General features: G+C 52.3%; 15 protein-coding genes. 8 read left to right on the top strand and 7 right to left on the bottom strand.

Annotated features, from left to right (window positions below):
• Positions 1-3 precede the first annotated feature (3 nt).
• Positions 4-999: a hypothetical protein gene (locus ACS5NO_RS19285; RefSeq protein WP_439416656.1), complete on the top strand. Its 996-nt coding sequence runs from the start codon at positions 4-6 to the stop codon at positions 997-999.
• 84 nt (positions 1,000-1,083) lie between these two features.
• Here the strand turns inward: ACS5NO_RS19285 and ACS5NO_RS19290 are convergent, their stop codons facing one another.
• The 3 genes from ACS5NO_RS19290 to ACS5NO_RS19300 all read right to left on the bottom strand — a co-directional run bounded on the left by ACS5NO_RS19290 (position 1,084) and on the right by ACS5NO_RS19300 (position 6,399).
• Positions 1,084-4,635: a carboxypeptidase regulatory-like domain-containing protein gene (locus ACS5NO_RS19290; protein WP_439416657.1), complete on the bottom strand. Its 3,552-nt coding sequence runs from the start codon at positions 4,633-4,635 to the stop codon at positions 1,084-1,086.
• Between the two features lie 26 nt (positions 4,636-4,661).
• Positions 4,662-5,861, bottom strand: a complete 1,200-nt coding sequence (locus tag ACS5NO_RS19295) for an MFS transporter (RefSeq protein ID WP_439416658.1) — start codon at positions 5,859-5,861, stop codon at positions 4,662-4,664.
• Positions 5,862-6,042: 181 nt separating this feature from the next.
• The gene (locus ACS5NO_RS19300) at positions 6,043-6,399 is read right to left on the bottom strand and encodes a hypothetical protein (RefSeq protein ID WP_439416659.1); all 357 of its coding nucleotides are present in this window, start codon (positions 6,397-6,399) and stop codon (positions 6,043-6,045) included.
• A 258-nt stretch (positions 6,400-6,657) separates the two neighbouring features.
• Between ACS5NO_RS19300 and ACS5NO_RS19305 the strand changes: the two genes are divergently transcribed.
• Entirely contained in the window at positions 6,658-7,377 is a 720-nt protein-coding gene (locus ACS5NO_RS19305) for a hypothetical protein (protein ID WP_439416660.1), read from the top strand.
• Positions 7,378-7,418: 41 nt separating this feature from the next.
• Here the strand turns inward: ACS5NO_RS19305 and ACS5NO_RS19310 are convergent, their stop codons facing one another.
• A complete protein-coding gene (locus ACS5NO_RS19310) occupies positions 7,419-7,739 on the bottom strand; it encodes a hypothetical protein (RefSeq protein ID WP_439416661.1) in 321 nt (106 codons plus the stop codon).
• A 104-nt stretch (positions 7,740-7,843) separates the two neighbouring features.
• Positions 7,844-8,317, bottom strand: a complete 474-nt coding sequence (locus ACS5NO_RS19315; protein WP_439416662.1) for a GNAT family N-acetyltransferase — start codon at positions 8,315-8,317, stop codon at positions 7,844-7,846.
• A 115-nt stretch (positions 8,318-8,432) separates the two neighbouring features.
• Here ACS5NO_RS19315 and ACS5NO_RS19320 point away from each other — a divergent pair, with 115 nt between their 5' ends.
• On the top strand, positions 8,433-9,200 hold the full coding sequence (locus ACS5NO_RS19320; RefSeq protein ID WP_439416663.1) for a MerR family transcriptional regulator: 768 nt from the start codon (positions 8,433-8,435) through the stop codon (positions 9,198-9,200).
• A gap of 156 nt (positions 9,201-9,356) precedes the next feature.
• On the opposite strand, the gene ACS5NO_RS19325 is transcribed toward ACS5NO_RS19320, so the two are convergent.
• Complete coding sequence (locus ACS5NO_RS19325) at positions 9,357-10,181, bottom strand: alpha/beta hydrolase (RefSeq protein ID WP_439416664.1); 825 nt, start codon at positions 10,179-10,181, stop codon at positions 9,357-9,359.
• Positions 10,182-10,292: 111 nt separating this feature from the next.
• Here ACS5NO_RS19325 and ACS5NO_RS19330 point away from each other — a divergent pair, with 111 nt between their 5' ends.
• Positions 10,293-12,293, top strand: a complete 2,001-nt coding sequence (locus ACS5NO_RS19330) for a S9 family peptidase (RefSeq protein WP_439416665.1) — start codon at positions 10,293-10,295, stop codon at positions 12,291-12,293.
• A 451-nt stretch (positions 12,294-12,744) separates the two neighbouring features.
• Positions 12,745-13,932, top strand: coding sequence for a phosphoglycerate kinase (locus ACS5NO_RS19335; protein WP_439416666.1), 1,188 nt, complete (start codon positions 12,745-12,747; stop codon positions 13,930-13,932).
• A gap of 305 nt (positions 13,933-14,237) precedes the next feature.
• On the opposite strand, the gene ACS5NO_RS19340 is transcribed toward ACS5NO_RS19335, so the two are convergent.
• Complete coding sequence (locus tag ACS5NO_RS19340; protein ID WP_439416667.1) at positions 14,238-16,688, bottom strand: TonB-dependent receptor; 2,451 nt, start codon at positions 16,686-16,688, stop codon at positions 14,238-14,240.
• Between the two features lie 437 nt (positions 16,689-17,125).
• On the opposite strand from ACS5NO_RS19340, the gene ACS5NO_RS19345 reads away from it, so the two are divergent.
• From ACS5NO_RS19345 to ACS5NO_RS19355, 3 genes are all read left to right on the top strand, one after another.
• Positions 17,126-17,293, top strand: coding sequence for a hypothetical protein (locus ACS5NO_RS19345; RefSeq protein ID WP_439416668.1), 168 nt, complete (start codon positions 17,126-17,128; stop codon positions 17,291-17,293).
• 318 nt (positions 17,294-17,611) lie between these two features.
• Positions 17,612-19,636, top strand: a complete 2,025-nt coding sequence (nadE, locus tag ACS5NO_RS19350; RefSeq protein ID WP_439416669.1) for an NAD(+) synthase — start codon at positions 17,612-17,614, stop codon at positions 19,634-19,636.
• A gap of 175 nt (positions 19,637-19,811) precedes the next feature.
• Positions 19,812-21,209, top strand: a complete 1,398-nt coding sequence (locus ACS5NO_RS19355; protein ID WP_439416670.1) for a mercuric reductase — start codon at positions 19,812-19,814, stop codon at positions 21,207-21,209.
• The last annotated feature ends 1 nt before the right edge of the window (position 21,210 follow it).

Raw genomic sequence — 21,210 nt, forward strand, 5'->3', positions numbered from 1 at the left:
GCCATGCGTACCGGCATCTACCTCATTTTCTGCTTATTATTGGGTCTTACTTTGGGGTGTGAATCTAACTTTGAAGACGTCATAGACAGCGTTTATAAAGACGGGGAAATCAATGGCACCGTTTACCTCAATGATACGTTTACAGACGCGCCAATTGTCATTGCACCGGAAGCAACCATTTACCTGACGGCGACCGGCAGTGCCACCACCTACCTAATCAGCACAACCGCGGTTTCAGACGGCAAGTTTACCTTTTCCCATCAGCCTGCCACCGAAAATTTTTACGTGGTCGGTCGGTTCAAAAATAAAGAGGGCATCCAGTTTGAAAAAGTCATGTCGTATACTGATTTCAAAAATGATCCTAAATTACTGCTGGAGCCTCAATACCCCGGCGGAAAAATCAAGGTAAGGGCCGTCAATTCTGCGAATCAGCCAATCTTCGGAGCCGATATCCTGCTCTTTATCAACCAGGAACAAGCCGAATCAATTGCCGGAACCGCCCCCGCCGGGCAAATCCGGCAAAAGACGACCAACGAAAAAGGAAACGTTTTTTTCTATGATCTTCCAGCGGGTGACTATTACCTTGCCGGAAAAAAAGACCTTCTGGTTACCAGCCCAACGGCTGTGACCGTCAGTCAATCCAATGTAAATAGCTTCACAACCGTTCAAACAACACCGGCATCCCTAACGCTTACCATTCCGACGGAATTAACCGTCACCGTCAGGGATCTTAATTCTGACCCGGTGGCTGGTGCAACGGTTTACGTTTTCAGCAGCCGTACGCAGGCAGCTTCCATCACAACCACTTCGCCCGCTGCCATTGGGAGCAAAATCACCGATAAAAAGGGAGAGGCAAAGATCAGTGGACTAACCGCCGGTACAACGTATTACATTGATGCCAAAGCGACATTTACGGTCAATAATACGGCTCAGGAACGAACCAACAGTACCGGCCCTGTCTCTGCAACCCGCTCTCAGCCCGTATCGCTTACGTTGTGAAGATGAACGGTAGCTTACGATAAAGTAGGCTTTACCCGATTAAACCAATCAACCCATTCCTGCCTGGTCAAGCAAGCGGCCACCTCATTGCACCCGAACCAACTGAACACCCAAAACCGGACGACCATCAGCCGTAACGCCTTGTATCACCACGCGTACCGTTCGGACGACATCCGATAACGGAAACCGGAGCTGGCTCTGCCCCTGACCGTCGGTTTGCATCATGGGTTTCCAGTACAAGACGTCCCGGTAATCGGCGGGGCCAGAAACAGTGCCGGTCGCTGCGTCCGCATCATAGCGGGGAACATAAAATTCGCGCTGCACCGACGGATACCCAATGAATTGAATCGGTGTCATGCCCGCCTGGGGTTTGGCTTTTCCCTGCATCGAACGTTTGCTTTTGGAGTAAAAAGCAATCACGCCATTCCCGCCCCGAACCCCGTAGATACCGGCTATACCCCCATTTTTCAGCAATTCGACCCGTTCAATATCGCCGGGATTGAATTGCATCAAAGCGGTTCCATCAGGGTCCTGAATGGGAATACCATCGATCAAATACAAGGGCTGCATTCCACTTTTGAAACTATTTACACCCCGGATAAAGACCTTGTAGCTATGCGCTTGCGCGGCTCCCTCCCGGGTAATCGTCACACCTGCCAACCGACCCTGAATCATTTCGTACAGATTCGAATAGGTTGGCGATTTATCGTCGAACACCAGAACAGCATCAGCCTCGTTGTGCAAACTACGCCGTTGAATGTCCTCGGGTCTCTCCTCGTTTTTTCGCGCCCGAACCGTTACTTCTTCCAGCACTTTCGTCGTTTTATCCCGGTAAAAAGCGGCATTTGCTCCCTGCCGGATTCGAACTGCTTCGAGGTGTGTGCGCAACATCGACCCGTTGGGCGCACTCGTTAGTTGACTGGCTTCCCATTGTTGGCCGGGCCTTTCCTGAACCAGAAAAGCTTCCTTGGAAGAAAGAATATTTCTCTTACGATCAGCGAGTTGCGTCATCAACTGAATGGTATCCGTAATGGCCAGCTCTGCCAATCGAAACCGCCCCTGTTCGTCAGCACCCGTCGATTTTACGAACGATTTCCCGGTTCCTGTCGTCGCTACAGTAATCTGCGCGCCGGAAATGGGCTGATTTTTCGCATTCAAAATGCGGCCCCTGAGCGATACTCCGCCCAGCGAATCCGTAGCGGGCGTGCCACTCACCCGGCGCCAGCCCTGTGTCAGCAGCAGGTCGTCCAGCGCCTGGCGGGTTTCGGCCGAGTGATTCTCAACGTAGCGATTGGGATTTTCGATCCGTCCCCGAAGCTCTCCCGTTAGCAACAAGTGTGCCTGCAACGTTGCGTCGGCGGTATCATCAGGCACCTGGCCGGCATCGGTAATCGACGCCGACAAAGCACCTGAGGCCGGTGATCCATTATCGTTCAGCGTAATGCTCAGGGTAACCGGTTCGCGGGGTTGATACCGGTTTTTGTTGAAACCCATCCGCACCCGAACCGGCGCAATAACCTCAGGCACAAAAACCAATCGCTCGGCTTGCGGCCTGGCCTTGGCATCGTAAAGGGTGATTTGCGCCAGGCCCGGCAACCAGGTCATCATGGGTAAATTTACCTTCGCCACCCCATTTTGCAAGAGAATTTTTCGCTGATCGACCACCCGGCCATGCTGCTGAATCAGCACATACGCGGAGTCGCTAACGGCCCGGTTAGAATTCCTGATGGTCAACGCCAGTTGGGTGGTATCGCTAACGGCATCGGCCGAAAGCAACAGCCCTTCCGTTTCAGGTTTGGACAGGGGCACGCGTTGCGGCTGGTGGTTATACACTACTTCGGCGTAATACGTCCGATGCGGTTTTGGCTCCATCGACACACTGGTCATGCCCTGCTGGTTGGTCTTGAAACGAACGACTTCTACGCCCAAATCATCCACAATCCGTCCCACGATGGACGAACCGTGCCCATTGGGCTGAACCATTTTTACGCCCAGACGCGCTGGCAATCCCGCAATCCAGCGCCCCCCTTCCGGCAAAATCTGAACGTCTAATGACTGAGGAACCGAATCACTACGGATAGATTCCCCGTTCCGAACCAGATTATAGACAGCCACAGATCGCTCGAAAGCGGGGCGTCGCTGGGCACCATCTTCATCGGTATAGGCGCGCAGGTGATACGTTCCCGTCGTGAGTGTATCCGACAGGCGAAAATTCCCCTGGCCACGACCGTCCACGATCCGTACCCACTGGTGCTGCACGAGTTGGCCGGTTGACGTAAGCAGGTCGACCTGTAGGGCCGTTTCGCCACCGGCTCGCTGGTGACTAGCCGCGTCGAGTAAGTACGTACTCATCCAGAGCCGATCGCCCGTAGCGTAAAAGGGTTTATCGATGTGTACAAATACGCTGGGAGCCAATAGCTTGAATCGCTCGTTGAAAGCCGCCGTGATTCCTCCCAGACAGGAGTCGGGTGGGGCCAGTTTCCCCTGCATAGCCAAGGGCCCGTTTGGAAGAGACTCCTTCTCATTCTCTTCGGGTTTCCAGTCGGCGGGCAACATAGTCGATAACCGGTCATTCCCCATCGATCCTTTCGCTTCCATCCCTTCCGGCATCGTAATCACCCCATTGACGGTCATTTGCAGTTGACCGCCCGGTAGTTTCATTTCCGTATAAGCGTAACGGGCATCGGGATAGGGCGAGAAATTCGAAACCGCATTTGTATAGAATACGATCAGTTTCATGGGAGAAACCAACCGGCGTTCGTTCGCTAATCGGCCGGGTTGAATCAACGCAGAAACCTGAACGGGAATCAGACGCTTGTAGTCGCCAACCGCAGCGGCCAGTGTAATGGTCCGGCGTTCGGGGGGGATCAGCCGGGTGACATCTTCCTGATAAACCTTAAAGCCGGCCTGCTCGAACGTATTATCAATCAGGCTGGCCATCAAGTGCCTGATCGACCCCTGGTAAGCAATCAGCCGGTTCCGCCGAAACCGGTTGGCCTGCCGTTCGTTCTCAGGTTTTACTTCTTCAAAACGGGCCGTACCCGCCGAAAAAACATTTCCTGACGGAGTGGCATCGAAATGTTGCAATGCGTAAATCAACCGATATCCTAACGCCTGATTTTCAACAATCAACGGTTCATTCGCTGTTGCATGCAAATGACCTTTATCTTCTTTAAAATCGAGAACCTCGCCGTTTACCAGCACACACTGTCCGCCAAACGGTTCGCCGAAGAGTAGCTTTTTAAACTGACGCAGGTGCCGCTCCCAGCCCTTTGGATTACCCCGTATGGTGACGGCATCCAGCATTTGCACACTGGGTTCCAACCGAAAACTGGCTTTTTGTGGGGATGCATTATCAAATCGGATTTTTTGGGCAACAGGCTGGTAACCAACGAAGGAAACGGCTATTTCAACCGTACCCAGCGGAACACCAGCCAACGTGTAAAAGCCCTTTTCGTCGGTGACTACCCCCCGCATTGATCCATTGACGTAGACGTTGGCTAACGGCATGGGTTTTCCCGATGTAGCATCCGTTACATAGCCGGTCAGTACAGCCGTCGTTTGTCCATGAGCCAGCCGGGTCGATCCCAGAAGCAGAACGGCAGTGATCCAGCCAATGAAGAAAGAGCTACGCATAGTTACTAAATTATCCTGTCTATCAATTATAGCCCTGCGGTTTTTCGTTTCATACCATAACTCACTGCCACTACCAACAACAGCACGGCCAGGCAGCCCAAAGCAACACGCAACGAAGAATGTTGCGCGATAAAACCCAATAAAGCCGGACCAGCCAGCATGCCGGTATAGCCCATGGTCGTGATGGCCGGTAAGCTCACCGTCGGCGAAATGCCCGGCAGCCTTCCCGCCTGGCTGAAAAACACGGGTACAATATTGGCGGCTCCCAGGCCTAACAGGACGAAGCCGATTAGCGCCCCCATGACCCAGGGACTCAGGACGGCGATGCCCAGACCCACGGCCCCGAGCAAGCTGCCTCCCACCACGACTGTTTTTTCGTTCAAACGGGCCACGAGCTTATCCCCCACCAACCGCATCGTCGCCATGGCAATCGAAAACGCCGAATACCCTACACCCGCAAACTCCGCTTCAATTCCTTTGTCATCCCGCAGAAAGATGGCACTCCAATCCAGAACGGCCCCTTCGGCCAGAAAAATAGCGAAGCACATCAGCCCCAGAAAAATGACCCTACCGTCTAACCAACTAAACCGCTGGTTAACCGCCGTTGGTTTCTCATCGGTCGCCGAAAAGTGGGCGATCGCCTGTTGCTCTACCGCTAAAGGAAATAAGGATTGGAATTGAGTGACCGTGATCAGGATCATCAAAGTGGCAATACTGATGGCGGCATAAACGGGGTTGAGTCCCAGTTTGATCAAAAAGCCCAGGCCGAGTGACCCCAGCAGGCCCCCCACGCTGAAAAGGCCGTGTAGGGACGACATGATGGGCCTTCCGTAGAGGTTCTGCACCTGAACACCATGCGCATTCATCGCAACGTCAATGGTGCCAATGCTGGCCCCGAATATAAATAGCGTTATGGCCATCGCCGATGTGGAGGGCAGAATGACCAGCAGCGGCAAAGCCAGTGCCATAACCAGCGCTGAAACGGCCATAACGATGCGGCTGCCAAAGCGTCCCACCAGCCAGCCGGATATGGGCATCATCAGCATAGACCCACCGCCCAACATCAGCAGTAAAAAGCCCAGGTTGGCGTCATTCAAAGCCAAGCGATCTTTGGCAAAGGGAACCATCGGAGCCCAACTGGACATGCCCAAACCGCAAACCAGAAAAATCAATTGAGTGGCCAGACGGGCTTTCAACACCTGCCCTGATGGTAGGGCTACATTCATGGAACAACGGGAAATAAGGACTTCATCGGTTATTGTTCAATCGAATTATAAAGTCATTTTGAGCAGATTTTTACTCAGAACACGGATGGAAGGCCGGCCGGGAAGAAAATACAGCAAAAAACCGCTCCAAAAATGTTGACCATTTTCGAAGCGGTTTCACTACCAAGACCGTTGCCCCTTTCTATCGGGACGTATCAGCACATTTATACTGTTGCCAGTGGATTGCCGTCGTAATCCGCAAACTGCTGTTATTTTCAAAGGGTTCGATCAGGTTTCCCTTGTAATAACAACCGTCTTCTCCACTCATGATATCACCCGGCGCAATCACCAGCGGAGTACCCGTAGCGGGAGTGGCATTGCCGGTGGATTTAACAATTTCGGCAAATAGAGTAAAGCCGTTCGGACATCCTTCGATCAGCGAACTTACCGCCAGGCAATTATCCGGCCGGTGGTCGGGTCGCGAACAGCTTCCAAACAAACCAGTCAAAAATACAACACTGAGGCTGGCACAGGCGACACGCGTAAATGTTTTTTTCATCTGTAAAGAAGGGGGAGTTTAGTTGTATAATTCAAACCGGGGATTAGCCACTAAAGTACTTATTTTTATATATAAATTACTAAATACGGTAACTTAGCTTGTAACAAATAAAATGGATAAGCCCACTAAATCGGTTTCCTTCCTTTCTACTTCAACGAATCCGCCCTCTTCACTGAAAATTTTTCCCGCATTTTGAGTATCTTAAGGCTGGAATTAAAACCGCTCCGATTATTCCTGTGTTCCTTTTCGGCTGTGATTATGCTGTATCGTTCTCTGTTCCTGATTGGCTTGCTGGGCATGCTGTCGGATTGTGTCCATAGCCAGTGTATCGTTACGCTGGACGCGCAAAAGCGGGTAATCACCACCTGCCGGTATTACGACTCCAAAGGCGGATTGCTCATGAACCGGCCGGATCGCAGTCAGAGCATGACGCAGGTAACCTACCTGGGCAGCGAGTATTTGACCTTTCCCGTCTGGCAACCCGGTACGCTGGAAACCGGTGATTCGAAAAAGCCCATCCCCTGCCTGATCGCCTTTAACATCGCCAACAACGTGGTCAAGTGCCGGTTTGAGGGCGATGAGCAGGAATACGAGGTTCAGCCGGATGCGTTTACGGTCAATGGCATGAAGTTTATCAGCCAGGTCAGCGAGAAGGGCGGCCAGACCAGCCGGGTCTACTATAAGGTTTTGTACGCGGGTAAAACCCGGGTGCTGAAACAGCTTCGCTGCAACCTGATTGTGCCGAAAAAAGAAGCGTATACCCTCGATGATCCGTTCGATGGGACGTTCCGGCGCCAGAAAACCTATTTTATTCAACGGAGTAATGACAGGCCCCGGACGGTGAGCTTGTCCCGAAAATCCGTTCTGAGTGTGCTGGACGATCCGACCAGTCGGCTCGATCAGTACCTCACCCAACGGAAACTGGATGTCTTACAACTCGTCAATGCAGTCGCGTATTATGACGGGTTTCAGGAATAGATAAAAGAGGTGAGACGAGGCATAAAAGCCGGAGATTGATTTCACTCCGCTTCTTCAAACAACTCTACCTTGTTCACCGCCCATTCGCCCGCAATCATGGGCATTCCGCGCAGAACCCCCCGGTTATTCGTACAGATTAGATAGAGATCACCGGATTGAAAAATGGCCACGATCGTTTCGCCGGAAGTCTCGGACGGTTTGCCCACGGTTTCCGTAATTCGCATCCCATTATCATCGAAGGTGATGGAGTAGATGCGTAAATCGGTGGTTTCGTAGCGGTGTTTCAGCATGGCTTTCCGCAAAATGCCATGCACTTTCTCAGCTTCTTCGGTATTCTTGGTAGCGGGAACAAAAAATTTCATTGTTTGAAATAAGTTTACGGTTTTCAGTATACGGTTTTCGGTAGGCTGGCGCACGAGGGCTAACGCGTCAGCCACCGAAAACCGTATACTGAAAACCGTAAACCTTAATCAGGTTTCTTCCACATCAGCGTACTGCGCTCCTGGTCAACAAAACCGGCGGATTCGTACAACTGCTTGGCGCGGGGATTGTATTTCTCGGTTTGTAAATGAATGACTGACACGCCGAATTCGTCGGCGGCTTTTTGCAGGCTTAGTAAAACCCGTCGGCCCAGCCCCACACCCCGGTGGCCTTCTTCAATAAACAGTTCGTCGATCAGGGCGGTTTTTCCGCCAAATTCGTAAGCAAAACCGTAGGTCAGGGCCGCGTAGCCCACCGGTTTACTCTCCAACTCAACCAGCCAGAGCGAGCCCAGTGATGGATTTTCCAGGACTTGGCGGATGAGCGTCTGGCGAAGCGCCCGGTCGAACGGGTAATTGAAAAGCCCGCAAAACGTTTCCATCATCCGCAGAACGGCATCGGCGTCGGCGGGTGTTCGGGCGATTCGGATCAGGTCGGGAATGTGCGTATGGGTTTCCAAGGGTCGATAACTTCGGTAAAATACGGTAAAGTTTAAAAATACTTCATTTTTTTCTTGACTCTCCCCTTGCGTCATAGCCTACCTTTACAACGTCAACATCGGCAACGTCCTGAAAATGAAAACGTATTCGGTCAAAAAACTGGCGAATCTGGCGGGGGTCAGCGTGCGCACGCTCCACCATTACGATCGCCTGGGCCTTCTCAAACCGTCCGTTCGCACGGAAGCCCGGTACCGGCTTTACGGCGAAAAAGAGCTCATCCGGCTGCAGCAGATTCTCTTTTACAAGGAGCTGGATTTTCCGTTGCTGGAAATCCGGCAGGTGCTGGAAGACCCCGACTTCGATCTCGTCACCGCGTTAAAAAGTCACCAAAACGCGCTGAAAGACCGACGTGACCGACTCACGACCTTGCTGAGTACGATTGACAAAACCATTTCTAAACTAAAAGGAGAATCCATCATGCTAACAGACAAAGAATTATACGAAGGCTTTCCGAAAGAAAAAGCGGAAGCCTACCGACAGGAAGCCGTCGACACCTACGGTGCCAAAGTCGTGGACGAATCGGAGAACAAAATCCGTCAACTCAGCAAAGCCGAATGGGCCACTGCCAAAGCCGAGGGCGAGGAAATTGCCCGAAAGTTGGGCGAGCTCATGCACAAAGACCCGGCGGATGCGGAGGTTCAGCAACAAGTCGCCCGCCATTATGCCTTCATCCAACGGATGTGGGGCGATTCGGTTTGCAACGGCGACAGGCTGGCGGCTTACCGCGGTCTCGCCCAATTGTATGTCGATGACCTCCGTTACACCAGCCACAACGGCGTCTCCAACCCCGACTACGCCCAGTTTATAAGCAAAGCGATGACGCATTTTGTAGACGGGAGGTAGTTAACAGTTTTCAGTATACAGTTTACGGTATACAGTTTACGGTATTTGGTTTTCAGTGGCCGACGTATTAGCTAGCTTGCGAAGGATAATGCGTCAGCTACCGTAAACCGAATACCGTAAACCGTATACCGTAAACTGTATACCGTAAACCGTAAACTATCCCTTCCGATCAAAATACATCCGCATGAACAGAAACTGGTAATGAACGGCGTTGTTCCAGTAATTCCAGTTGTGTGCGCCGGGGCGGGTGATGTAGTCGTGGGCGATGTTCATGTCCAGCATTTTCTGGTGCAGGTTGGTATTGACCCGAAAGAAAAAGTCGTCGGTTCCGCAGTCGATAATCAAAGCCTGCGAGCCGGGGGTGAGTAGATGGAGCAGGTTGATGACGGTATGTTGCTCCCAGCGTTCCGGGTTTTGGGCGTAGGTTCCCAGCCACTTCGCCATATCCCAGTTGTTCGGAAACGGCCGGATGTCCACACCACCGCTCATGCTGCCCGCAGCGCCAAACACATCCTGGTGTTTGAACGCGAGGTATAAAGCGCCGTGTCCGCCCATGCTCAGCCCCGTGATGGCCCGGCCCGTGCGGTTTTTGATGGTTTTGTAATGACTGTCTACCCAGGCCACCAATTCTTTGGCAACGTAGGTTTCGTATTTGGAAGAAGGATCGACCGGGCTGTCAAAATACCAACTGGATGCGTTGCCATCGGGGCAAACGATAATAGCCTGATAAGTGTCGGCCAGATTGCGGGTGGCCGGTGCTTTTTTGACCCAATCGCCGTAAAAACCGCCGTGTCCATGCAGCAGATACACCACCGGAAATTCCTTGCCAGCCGCGTACGAATCCGGCGTAAGCACCACCGCTTTGATGGTTTTCTTCATGGAAGGGCTGTAGGTTTCGACGGTATCGATTTTGGTTGCCCAAGCCGATTGTTGGAGACAAAGTAAACTGGTCAGAAAGAACAAAAAACGGGAAACGGTCATGTTGTAGCTGGTTCAATATGGGAGTAGTTTCATTTGTTAAAAGGCTGCAAAATAAAACCATTTCCAAACTTTTTGTATCTTCATGGGCTGATTCCTCTTCAAAACAAACGCATGAAGTCCATTTTCTTTCTTTGCCTGCTAACCGGCACGGTTCTGGCGCAGTCGCCCGCCAAACGTCCCATTGTTCCTTCCGACATTCTGAGATTGCAGAACATCACCGACCCGCAGGTTTCGCCCGACGGCCAGTGGGTGGCTTATTCCCTGTCGTCGGTGGACAAGGATAAAGACAAACGCAATTCGGACATCTGGATGATTAGCTGGGACGGCAAACAGTCGGTCCAACTGACGAGCAGCCCCGACGGCGAATCGTCTCCCCGCTGGAGCCCCGACGGGCGGTTTCTTTCGTTTGTCGCTACCCGCAACGGCGACAAAGACAGCCAGTTGTGGCTCCTCGACCGCCGGGGTGGTGAAGGCAAAAAACTCACCGACCTGAAAGGAGAACTGGAAGAATACGAATGGGCTCCCAACGGCAAAACCGTTGCGCTGGTCATTCGCGACAAGGACTATTCGGATTCGGCGAAGACCAAAATCCGTACCCCATACGTCATCGACCGCCATCATTTCAAAGAAGATCGGAAGGGTTACCTCGACCGCCGTGCCGCTCATCTCTTTTTGTTTGATGTCGAATCCAAAAAACTCGATACGTTGACGGCAGGCACCTACGACGAAACCGCCCCGGTTTGGTCGCCCGACAGCAAGCAGATCGCCTTCGTCAGCAACCGGACCGCCGATCCTGACAAAAACGAAAATACCGACCTGTTCGTAATCGAAGCCCGGACCAAAGCCCCGATGAAGCAACTGACGAACTGGCCCGGAGTAGACAACAGCCCGGTCTGGAGCCCCGACGGGGGGCAAATTGCGTACCTGCGCTCGACGGCTTCGACCAATTTTATCATGTATGATCAGCCGGTTTTAGCGGTCATTTCGGCCGACGGCGGAGAACCCAAACTGATTTCTGCGGCCCTGGATCGCCCGGTTCGCAATCCGCGCTGGTCGGTCGATGGCAAATCCATCGCTGTTTTGGTAGACGACGACCGCCGAACCTACGTCGGCGCCTATGAACTGGCGTCCGGCAAACTCAGCCGCGTGGCCCACGACGATTGCGCCTACGCCGATCTGGAGCAAAATCCGAAAGGCGGCTGGGCAACACTGATGAGCAAACCGCAATTGCCAGCCGAACTCTACGCCGTTGAGAACGGAAACGTCCGGCGGCTCACCACCATCCAGGATGCGTTTGTTGCTCCGCTCCAACTGGCTACGGTTGAGGGATTTACATCGCGCAGCAAAGACGGAACCCAGGTCGAAAACATGCTTTTCAAGCCCACCAACGCGTCGGCGGGTCAGAAAATGCCGACGATTCTCTTCATTCACGGCGGCCCGGTGGGTCAGGACAATTTCGGTTTCGACCTTTCGCGTCAAATTCTGGCGGGGGGCGGTTACGTGGTCGCGGGGGTCAATTACCGGGGCAGCAGCGGACGCGGACTGGCGTTTTGCAAAGCCATTTACGGCGACTGGGGCAACAAAGAAGTAGCAGATATTCTGGGCGCCACCGATTACCTCGTTGCCAAAGGCATCGCCGATCCGGCTAAACTGGGCATTGGCGGTTGGAGCTACGGTGGTATTCTGACCAACTACACCATCGCCACCGACCAACGGTTCAAGGCAGCCGCCAGCGGAGCCGGGAGTTCGTTGCAGATGACGATGTACGGTTCCGACCAGTACGTCAACCAGTACGAAAACGAATTGGGAACGCCCTGGAAAAATACCGACAAGTGGCTAAAAGTCTCCTACCCGTTCCTGAAAGCCGACCGCATCAAAACGCCGACGCAGTTTATGGGGGGTGAAAAAGATTTCAACGTGCCGATTGCCGGCAGCGAGCAGATGTACCAGGCCCTCAAGTCGTTGGGCGTACCGACACAGCTCATTATTTATCCCGGCCAGTTCCACGGCCTCTCGGTTCCGAGCTACCAAACTGACCGTTTCGACCGGTATTTGAAGTGGTTCGACCAGTATCTGAAGACGTCGGTAGCGGTTTTAGGAACCGGCAAATGATGGGTACAGGTGTTGTTCCTTTACCCCGAATTCGATTTATAAGCACGTCAAGTAATTTGTATAAGTGTTGTTTTTGCCCCGTTAGGGACATCACAGCGTAGCGACGGTAGCCAAAAATAATCATTCCCCGCACTGTTGCGTGCCTTTCGGTACGCAACAGTGCGGGGAATCGTCGCGTGCCTGACGGCACGCTGCTGGAAAAGAGCTCGGCTGGGCTACCGACGCTGCGCTGTATTGCCCCTGACGGGGCAGAAAATGGGTCATTTCTGTGTCAACCTGCACTAAAAATTACCAAAGAATATTACCCGCAAAATCCAAAAGTTCACACTTGCAATTGCAACTTAACCTTTAAAATTAGAACAAATCAAATAAGCTACTCTCCAAATTGCTACGTTTAAGCAAAAACCCCTAAGTTCGGGCGGATTTTGCCAACTAACAGGAAATCTGTCGTATGAAAACTTTAGACTCTTACAATTTTTCCGGTAAACGCGCCCTGATTCGGGTTGATTTTAACGTTCCGCTGAACAGTAAATTTGAAATTACGGACGATACCCGGATGAAGGCTACGTTGCCGACCATCTCTAAAATCCTGAAAGACGGCGGTTCGTGCGTGCTGATGTCGCACTTAGGCCGGCCCAAAGGCGGTCCTGAAGATAAATATTCGCTGAAACACCTCGTGGGACCTCTGTCCATCATGCTGGGCGTTTCCGTAAAATTTGCCGACGATTGCATCGGTGATTCGGCCAAAGAAATGGCGGATTCGCTGCAACCCGGTGAGGTGCTGCTGCTGGAAAATCTGCGGTTTTACAAGGAAGAAGAAAAAGGAGACGTCGCTTTTGCCGAGAAACTATCGAAACTGGGGGATGTGTATGTAAACGATGCCTTCGGAACGGCCCACCGCGCCCACGCTTCCACGGCGGTAATTGCCCAGTTTTTCACGGACAAAGTCTGCGGTTATGTCATGCAGGCCGAACTCGACAATGCCCAGCGGGTGCTCGACAACGCCGAACGGCCCTTCACGGCCATCATGGGAGGAGCCAAGATTTCGGATAAAATCCTGATCATCGAGAAACTTCTCGACAGTGTCGACAACCTGATCATCGGGGGTGGCATGTCTTACACCTTTACCAAAGCCCAGGGTGGCAAAATCGGTAAATCACTGCTCGAAGCTGATAAGCAGGAACTGGCGCTGGAACTGCTTGAAAAAGCAAAAGCAAAAGGTGTTCAGGTGTATTTACCCGTCGATAATGTCATTGCCGACGGTTTTTCGAACGATGCCAACCGCCAAATCGTTGCAACCGGCGAAATCCCGGATGATTGGGAAGGTTTGGACATCGGCCCTGACACCATTGCCCTCTTCAGCGATATCTTGTCCAAGTCAAAAACCATCCTTTGGAACGGCCCGATGGGCGTGTTCGAATTCCCCAACTTCGCCATCGGCACCAACGCCATTGCGGATGTGGTCGTAAAAGCCACGGAAGACAACGGCGCGTTCTCGCTCATCGGCGGTGGTGACTCGGCTTCAGCCGTCAACAACGCCGGGTATGGCGACCGGGTGAGCTACGTTTCTACGGGCGGGGGAGCCTTGCTGGAGTATATGGAAGGCAAAGTATTGCCGGGTGTGGCCGCTCTGGACTGAGAAAGCGCAATTAATTGAATAGTAATTATCATTTAGAAAATCACAAAAAAGGTCATCGAAAGTGACCTTTTTTTATGACTTTCAAACCACAAAACCGAATTTGATGCAAATTTATTAAATGTATATACATCATGTGACCAAATGATATTTTGAAATGGGCGAAGGTTACCGTACTTTTAAAAATCAAAAAAGCCACTCCTCAAGGTGGGAGTGGCTTTCTGCTTTCTTAACCTAAACTAATTATCTATTAAAGTAACGGCGGACGGACCAAATACCGTCCGCCGTTTGCTTTATTTAACTTTTATTTAATTATTTCCCCCACCGGCCCGGTTGCGTTCGGCCTCCGTGCTGGTGCTGCGCTGGCGGGCCGCTTTCACATTCTGGTTGCCAAACCGGTACGTAAACGTCAGACGGGCAATACGGCTTTCCCAACGGGCCCGCACCCGGAAATTGATATCCTGATAAACCGCTCTCCCTTCAAATTTATTCAGCCAGAACGGGTCGTTCACGTTCAGTTTCAGCGTGGCCTTCCGGTTCATCATCGTTTTCTGCACCCCGATGCTGAAGGCTCCCATTTGTTTAGCCTCGTAAAAACCGTACAGATTTTTCGAGTTATACCAGCCGGCAATTTCGGCGCTGAACCCCTTCGGCATCACAAAGTTCTGGGACGTGTAGAGGTTATACGACACAAAACTCACGTTGTACTGCGCTCCCAGGTAAGGTGAATCATACTGGTTGTAAATCACGCCAATGTTGTTCTGCATGTTCCACCACTTGGTCACCGCCACCGGGAAGCTCGCCGTCAGGTTGACGTTGTTCTGCGTGGCCAGGTTGTCGGTCGTCACGTACGTAATGTTTTCTTCGGCAATCTGACCCGGTACTTCATTGACAATCACGTCCGTTGTCCGGCTATAGCCCAGCGTCGTCGAAAACTTGCCCTTGTAAACGTGCGTCAACTGGAACGAATTCGTGAACTGTGGTTTCAGATACGGATTCCCCTGCTGGTACGTGTACGGGTCCAGGTAGAACCGGAACGGGTTCAGATTCTGGTAATTCGGACGGTCGATCCGGCGGCTGAACGAAAGATTCAGCACGTTGTTGGTATCGATCTGTCGGGAAATAAACATCGTTGGAAACAAATTCGTGTAATTCCGGTCGACAATTTTATTCAGTGTAACGGAATTGCCCCGGGAGTGTGTGTTTTCCAGCCGTAAACCCGCCTGAATGCTGGTTTTGCTATTCAGTTTACCCGCGAAATTGACGTAAGCCGCGTTGATGTTTTCGGTGTATTTGAACTGGTTGCTTTGATTGGGATTGAACACCCAGCGACCGTCGACATAATCTTCGTACGTCAGGTTGTTGTCCGAGTTGACAAAGCTGGTTTTCACCCCGGTTTCCCACTTTCCGATTTTGGAAGGATGCACGTAATCCGACTTGAACGCCCAGATTTCGATGGTCGACGGCATGTCGTTGCGAACCTTGGCCGTGGGCTGAACAATGCTGTCGCTGGCGTTGGTGTAGGTCGTGCTGAGGTTGTTATACGAATCACCGTTGAAACGCGAATAGTCGAGGTCGGTCGTCAATTCGCGGCCTTTGCCGTCGAAATCGTACTTGTAGTTCAGGTTGCCCGTCAGGTTCGACCACTTGTTTTTTACCGAAACATCGGTAGTCGGTTTCAGCGTGATCTGACCCAGTTCATTCCGAATAATCGAGTTATTGATCCCGTTGTCCTGCCGCCAGTCGTTGATAAAACCGGTCGCCAGCACGCCAATCGTACTTTTCTTATTGATGAAATAATCGACGCCCGTCCGGAATGTATGCCCGTCGAAACGGTTGGGGCGGAAGGAAGACTGGTCGAAATAGGTAATTTTGCCGTTGTAAGGAATAACCCGGTCCAGGCTGTTTTCCTGAAACCGCCGGTTGTGAAAGTAGCTGTAATTGCCAAAGGCGTTGATTTTGCCGACTCGGTGATTTAGGTTCAGGCTGGCGTTGGCCTTCTCATACCGACCGTAGCCCAGCCCGGCGGTAGCCGTTCCGTTGGTGCCGAAATTCTTGTTTTTCTTCATCCGGATGTTGATGATCCCCACGTTGCCGGCGGCATCGTATTTGGAAGAAGGATTGGTAATGATCTCGATTTTTTCGATGTTATCGCTCGGCGTATTTTTCAGCAAATTGGCCACTTCCTGGCCCGACAAATACGTCTGTTTGCCGTCGATCATGACGATAACGCCTGCTTTGCCTTTTAACTGGATGTTGTCATTCTGGCGGTCGATGGTGACACCCGGTGCTTTTTCCAACACTTCCAGGGCCGTGCTGCCACTGGCCACAATGCTGTTTTCCACATTGACCACCGTCCGGTCGATCTCCTGCTCGATGAACGGTTTCTTGGCTACAACCTTCACTTCGTTCAGGCTTTTGGCTTCTTCCACCATCGTCAGCGTCTTCACCTGCACCTCCGGATTGGCGGCATCGATCACGAACGGTTCTGAATATACTTTCTTGAAACCGACCAGTGACGTGGCCACCCGGTAGCCGCCATCGGCCACATTGTCGAAATCGTATTGACCTTTGTCGTTGGTAATCACGCCTTTCACCAGCGTCGAGTCTTTGGCCTTTACCAGCAGGATGGTGACGAATTCGGACGGTTTTTGAGTGGGGTCAATAACGAGCCCGCGAACTTTGCCTTTCGTCGGAGTCTGGGCGATTGCCGCCGTCATAACCAGCCACGCACACACAGCGGTGATAAACGTTTTCATAGTGATGTATTAGTAGGTTGTTGTTTACGTAGTACGCTTCAAAAGTGTTGTTTACTGTTCGGATCAGATCCGGGGTACGTGGCAAAGTTAAGTAGTAGGTATTACATAGAACCTTATCTTACATAGATGGTTATTTTTTGATGATGACTGGTTAAGAGAGTCCTTGTATGTTACCGGCTATGATTGACTGATGCAAAGATGAGCCGGAAGGTTGCATTCCCCAATCAAAAAGGTGTCAACGGGCGGTATTATGGTTTAAACGGGTGTATTCCGCCACTCCGGTCTGGGCTTAGCCCGTTCCTCCAATCCAGATCAGGGTGTGGTTTTGTCCTGTCATGCAAACGTTCTTAAAAATCAAAGACTGAGAGTGACCTGACGACGGGTTCTGCGTCAAAATGGAACAAATGGTTACATGCGTCCTACCGGCGCCTATTGATATGGCACTTAACAGTTCCCAAAACAAAATGCACCCCCTGGGCGTATCGGCAGTCGTAGCCTTTCTTGCCTTCGTTGGTTCGATGTTCTTCAATTATGTCCAGCAGAAAGCGCAGGTTCAAAAAGAGCTGAACCGACCGAAATTAGAAGCGGATTCTCTACGGCGGTAAAACCCCTTTCCTCCGTCTCAGGGCGATCACACCGGTGGTTGCGCCCCTTTCAGTGCCTTATTTCTTCCCAAACTGGCCGACCGAAGTGCTTCATCGGCCCAGAGCAGCCGGATTACCGAGTATGGTTACCCTCATCCGATCCGGAAAGCGCTCACCCTGCTTTGTTGAATTGCGCCATTCCCTTTACTTTGCGGTTCTACGCTAAAATCACGACAACTTAAGTACACCGCAACGTGTTCATTCAGTAGCCCGTAACAAGAAGCTAAAAGTCGTGGGTTACCGTATACCATCCGATTCGTTCAACAGAAAGCCCCATTCATGAAACTGATAAAAGTTGCTGCTGGTGTTGTCAACCAGATCCCAATGGCTTGGGAACACAACCGCCGGAACATCATTGACGCCATCGAAGAAGCGAAAATTCAGAAAGTAAGCATTTTATGCCTCCCTGAGTTGTGCATCACGGGCTATGGCTGTGAAGACATGTTCTTTTCCCACGAACTGCTCGAACAGGCCAAACAAAGTTTGCTGGAAATTGTGCCGCATACCGACGGGATCATCGTGGCCGTCAGTCTACCATTGCGTCTGCCCAATAACCGCACCTACAACACGGCCTGCCTGATCGCCAACAAGCGTATTTTGGGCTTCGTCTGCAAGCAGGTGCTGGCCAACAACGGCATTCACTACGAAACCCGCTGGTTTCAGCCCTGGACGCCCGGCGTACGCGACGAAATTCAGATCGGCGAATTTTCGTATCCGGTGGGCGACCTGCTATTCGACGTTTCGGGCGTAAAAATCGGCTTTGAAATTTGCGAAGATGCCTGGATTTCGAACCGGCCGGGCCGCAGCCTCCACGAACGGGGCGTCGATATCATCCTGAATCCCAGCGCGAGCCACTTTGCCTTCTACAAATCACACGTCCGTGAACGGTTTGTAATCGACGGATCACGGGCGTTTGGCGTCAGTTATATTTACTGCAATCTGGTGGGCAACGAATCGGGCCGCGCCATTTTCGACGGCGACTCCATGATTGCCTCCAACGGCCAGTTGCTGGTGTCGGGAACGCGTTTCAGCTATGCCGACCACCTGATCGTTACCGCCGTCATCGACGTGGACGACACGCGGCTGAGCCAGGCCCAGAACAAGGTCAACCTGGCTTATCTGTTTCCCAACCTGCGGGTGGCGGCTCAGTTCGATTTTCCGTTCGTAAAACCGGTGGTTCAGAAAGCCGAACTGGAATACTGGGAGCACGGCAATCATTTGAAAGAAGAAGAATTTGCGCGGGCCGTGGCACTGGCGCTGTTTGATTATTTGCGCAAAAGCCGCTCCCACGGTTTTGTGCTGTCGCTCAGCGGAGGGGCCGATTCGTCGGCCATTGCGGCCCTGGTGTCGCTCATGATCCGGATGGCCGACGAAAGCATCGGTTTGGACGCTTTTAAAAAGAAACTGGGTTACATCAAAAGCATCCAGAAGCTAAAAACCGTCGAGGAAATCTGCGGAGCCTTGCTGACGACCATATATCAGGGAACCCAAAACAGCTCGACAGATACCTATGAGTCGGCGGAATCGCTGGCAAAATCGGTGGGTGCCACGTTCTACAACATCAACATCAACGGGCTGGTCGAAACGTATACGAAGCTGATTGAAGACCAGTTGGGCCGTCCGCTGACCTGGGAAACCGACGATGTGGCCCTGCAAAACATTCAGGCACGGGTGCGCGCTCCGAGTGCGTGGCTGCTCGCCAACATCCAGAACGCGCTGCTGCTCTCGACTTCCAACCGCTCGGAAGCGTCGGTGGGTTACGCCACGATGGACGGCGACACGGCGGGGAGCATCTCCCCCATCGCCGGCATCGACAAACATTACCTCCGCGGCTGGCTGCGCTGGCTCGAAACCACCGGTGTGGGCGGCAAAATCAAGGTAGAAGGCTTGCAGAAAGTGAACAACCTGCAACCTACGGCCGAACTTCGCCCGCTGGACAAGAAGCAAACCGACGAGGAAGATTTGATGCCGTACGACGTGCTGAACGCCATCGAGAAATTCGGAATTCGGGATAAATTGTCGCCGAAAGAAGTGATGCAGCAGGTGGAAGTGGTGTTCGAAGGCCAGTATGACCGCGACAAACTCTACACCTCCGTCGACCGGTTTTTCCGGCTCTGGAGCCGCAACCAGTGGAAACGCGAACGGTATGCCCCCTCGTTCCACGTCGACGACGAAAACGTAGACCCCAAAACTTGGTGCCGCTTCCCGATCCTGAGCAGCGGTTTCGAGAAAGAACTGGCCGAGTTGAAGGAATACGTAGAGGGCAACGAAGGCCGGGGACGGAAGGGGAAAATTGGGTTTTAGGAGCCACTATCTGGAGTCCATCATGAGTTTAAACCGATCTTTTTTATCGATGCCAACCCCACAAACAATCCATTTAAACAGAATGTAAAACAAATAGCTGGATCAACCGTGTTACTTGTTCAGCGGTAAGGATCGGTCACGGTCCGCACAGGAGCGCTTCATTTAAGACGTTGGTATGAATTCAGATACAATTGAGCATTTTGATGCGATTGTGATTGGTGTAGGCCAAGCCGGAAACCCGCTGGCTACGGCCCTGGCCGAAAAAGGCTGGAAAACCGCTGTCATTGAACGGAAACACGTGGGCGGCACCTGCGTCAACGACGGTTGCACACCCACCAAAACCCTGATTGCTTCCGCCCAGGTGGCCTACCAAGCCCGACGTTCGGCCGAATTCGGGATCGAAACCGACGACGTTCGGGTTGATCTGAAAAAGGTGATGGCGCGCAAAAACCGCATGGTGGAAACTTCCCGCAAAAACATCGAAACGAATTTTGAGGAGACGGAAAACCTGACGCTGCTGTTTGGAGAGGCCCGGTTTGGCGGTAAGAAACAGATTGACGTTCTGCGGCCCGACGGAACTCAACAGACCCTGACGGCCGACACTATTTTTATCAATGCCGGTTGCAGCCCAACAAAACCGGATCTGGCGGGTCTGGATACGGTTTCGTGGCTGACCTCGACTTCGATCATGGAATTGGAGGAGGTGCCTGAACACCTGCTGATCCTCGGTGGTGGTTACATCAGTCTGGAATTTGGGCAGATGTTCCGGCGGTTTGGCAGTGAGGTCACGATCATCGAACATGGCCCGCAACTGCTGAGCCGCGAAGACGCCGATGTGTCCGACGAAATGGCCAAAATGCTGGGAAAAGAAGGCATTACAGTTTTTCTGGACACGGAAGTTCACCAGGTAAGTCGGGCGGAGGGCAGCACCATCGAATTGCAGGTATCGACCAATAAACTGGCCAGCCGACTCCGGGGCACGCACCTGCTGGTGGCCGTCGGCCGAACGCCCAATACCAAAGCACTCCAACTGGAGGTGGCTGGAATTGAAACGGACGAAAAAGGGTTTATCCGGGTAAATGACCGGCTGGAAACCAGCCAACCCGGTATTTATGCGCTGGGCGACATCAAAGGCGGGCCGGAATTCACCCACATTTCGTATGACGATTACCGGATCGTGAAACAAAATTTGCTGGAGAAAGGCAACGCCAGCAAGGCCGACCGCCCGGTTCCGTATACGGTTTTTACCGACCCGCAACTGGGACGCATCGGTTTGAGCGAAAAAGAAGCCCGGCGGCAGGGAAAAACGATTAAAGTTGCCAAAATCCCGATGTCTCTGGTGGCCCGCGCCCAGCAAATGAGCCAGAGTGAAGGTCTGATGAAAGTTGTCATCGACGCTCCCACCGGCCAGATCCTCGGTGCGGCCATTCTAGGTTCGGAAGGCGGTGAAATCATGACCATTCTCCAGGTTGCCATGATGGGTCACCTACCCTATCAACAACTTCGGGATGCCATTTTTGCCCACCCAACGCTGGCCGAAGGACTCAATACGTTATTCACGAGGATGGACTAAA

Source organism: Larkinella fluvii (assembly GCF_051857545.1).
Classification (GTDB): Bacteria; Bacteroidota; Bacteroidia; order Cytophagales; family Spirosomataceae; genus Larkinella.